3 protein-coding genes are annotated in these 2495 nt (G+C 51.5%); 2 read left to right on the top strand and 1 reads right to left on the bottom strand.

All coding sequences use genetic code 11. From position 1 onward, the window contains the following. Positions 1-1199: 1199 nt before the first annotated feature. Together ACQG11_RS25905 and ACQG11_RS25900 are read left to right on the top strand one after the other, a co-directional pair. Positions 1200-1427, top strand: coding sequence for a YgdI/YgdR family lipoprotein (locus tag ACQG11_RS25905; RefSeq protein ID WP_021243043.1), 228 nt, complete (start codon positions 1200-1202; stop codon positions 1425-1427). A gap of 365 nt (positions 1428-1792) precedes the next feature. Continuing rightward, complete coding sequence (locus ACQG11_RS25900; RefSeq protein ID WP_013772937.1) at positions 1793-1978, top strand: Rop family plasmid primer RNA-binding protein; 186 nt, start codon at positions 1793-1795, stop codon at positions 1976-1978. 290 nt (positions 1979-2268) lie between these two features. Here the strand turns inward: ACQG11_RS25900 and ACQG11_RS25895 are convergent, their stop codons facing one another. After that, the gene (locus ACQG11_RS25895; protein ID WP_021243041.1) at positions 2269-2460 is read right to left on the bottom strand and encodes a hypothetical protein; all 192 of its coding nucleotides are present in this window, start codon (positions 2458-2460) and stop codon (positions 2269-2271) included. Positions 2461-2495 lie beyond the last annotated feature (35 nt).

The raw sequence follows: 2495 nt of genomic DNA, 5'->3' as shown, positions 1-2495 counted from the left end.
TACTGTTAACGGCAACGCAGAAGAAAGGTTTACAGGGTAGCGGGCAGGGATGAAAAAAAAAAAATTGCAGTCAGGCCGGAACGGCTGCTGAACCGGTACAGGCGGGTTCCGGGCGCAGCGCCGGACCAGTCACGGAGCACTAGCGGAGTGTATACTGGCTTAAGATGTAGCATGGCAGTAACACATAGCATTAATGCCACATAAGACAGGCGCAGAAAGTGAAAGAAAACGCGTCAGGAGAAAATGTGATACAGAATATATTCCGCTTCCTCGCTCACTGACTCGCTCCGCTCGGTCGTTCGGCTGCGGCGAGCGGGACGGGCTTACGGATGGATCAGAAATTTCCTGGGGGATGCCAGGAAGATACTTAACGAAGAAAGCATAAGGCCGCGCCAAAGCCGTTTTTCCATAGGCTCCGCCCCCCTGACAAGCATCACAGAATCTGACGCTCAAATCAGTGGTGGCGAAACCCGATGCGGCTTAAAGATACCAGGCGTTTCCCCCTGGTGGCTCCCTCGTGCTCCCCCGCATTCCTGCCTTTCGGTTTACCGGTGTCACTCCGCTGTTATGGCCGCGGTTTCTCATTCCACGCCTGACACTCAGTTCCGGGAAGGCAGTTCGCTCCAGGATGGACTGTATGCACGAACCCCCCGTTCAGTCCGACCGCTGCGCCTTATCCGGTAACTATCAACTTGAGTCCAACCCGGAAAGACACGACTAATCGCCATTGGCAACGGCCATTGGCAAACAGGATGTGCGAGAGATGTCTCAAGAGTTCTTGAAGTGGCGGCCTTAGTGAGGCTACACTGAAAGGACAAATTTGGTGACATGTCTCGCACAAGACTGTTACCACGGTTAGGGGATCTGCCAGGATTACCTAACCTTCGAAAAACCACCTGCCAGGGTGGTTTTTTCGTTTACAGGGCAAGAGATTACGCGCGGAAAAAAAGGATCTCAAGAAGATCCTTTATAAATTAGACATCCAACCTCACAAAGAGGAATACTTAAATCATCTTGGTATATGTATCGGCCGGATTACATCTCATATAAGCCTCCTCCCCGCCTGACACCACACTTTGACCATAGCACCTCGCGCCTAACTCGATATACAGCCCACCATCAAGCCTCTTTTCACATAAAAAATGACCTATAGTTAGATGGTTAGTGACCAAAACTGATATGGATAAAAGGAGCTGGCTTTGAAAAAGATTTTTGTTTCAGTGTTCGCAGCGGCAGTTGCGCTTTCAGCCCTCACCGGCTGCACGCGCACAAGCTATGCCATACACACCAATGACGGTCGCACTATTGTCAGCGACGGCAAACCTAAAGAATCAGACTCAGGCCTGCTTGGCTATACAGACGCGAATGGTGTCAAACAGCAGATCAATAAAACCGACGTTAAAGAAGTCTCCGAAATTCCGCACTGAGCATCTTCTCCGAAAAAGGCCGCTAATGTGGCCTTTTTCTTTACCTGTGGTTCTCCGCCAAAATCCCAGCAAATTGCATCACCAAAGCTAAAAGCTTTCAGGGTTGTCTAAAAAGCACAAGACATAAGAGGAAGTGCGGTATTTTATAATCAAGCCCCCAAGAATTTACCATAACATCCGTTGCCCGCACCGCCTGAGACGCGTTCAGCGCGTTCCTGACGAAACCATGACAAAAACCACAACAAACCACCCCGGAACCCGTCAGAAACGCGCCTGTTAAATTTTAACGGCATGCATGACTATGCACCAGAATGACGCCATGCTCTTTTCACGCAAAAATCATCACCAGACGGGGAAAATCACCAGTGACCAGACAGGAATCCGCCGCCCTCAATATGGCCAAATTTATCCGCGCACAGACACTTCTCCTCCTTGAGCGGCTCGAGCAGATGGATCTGGATGAGGCTGCCGGCTGCTGTGAGCACCTGCACGATCAGGCCGAAGCGCTTTACGCCATGCTGAACGCACAGATAGGCGAGGAAAATGCGTGAAAATCGGTGAACGGGTGCGCAATTCAGTGCGCGGCCGTGAGGCGATGGCGGGGTGTCGGGGCGCAGCCCTGACCAGGGTATTTGTGATGCCGGCGCGTGCGCGGTATTACAAATGCACATCCTGTCCCGGAACGGACACCGGGAAACAGCAAAAAAAACCGGGCGGCACGCCCGGAACTCAATCAAGTTAGATTAGATTACTCTCACTCGTCCATAACAGCATCATGGAACGACGACCACCGTCCGTGACGGCCGCCTCGTTTAAGTATGGACAGAAATACAGAAAATGCTCAGGACGAAATGTAATGAATGCGAACGGATTCAAGAAATTCGAGCATGACAGTCCTTACGGCCGGTTCGGTTTCAGACAAAATCTGCCGGTATGCATCCAGCATCATGGCTCCGGCATCCCCTCCGGCACGCCGTAGCCAGACCGAAACAACGGACACAAGCAGGTGTCGCTCATCATCACTAAGAGTCATCAGGGCTCCGGAAGAAAAACCAAACATGGCTTACC

This window comes from Enterobacter cloacae complex sp. 372C4 (assembly GCF_050030615.1).
GTDB classification, from domain to species: Bacteria; Pseudomonadota; Gammaproteobacteria; order Enterobacterales; family Enterobacteriaceae; genus Enterobacter; species Enterobacter intestinihominis.
The sequence above is the reverse complement of the archived record's forward strand: the minus strand, read 5'-3'. Positions and strand labels throughout refer to the sequence as shown.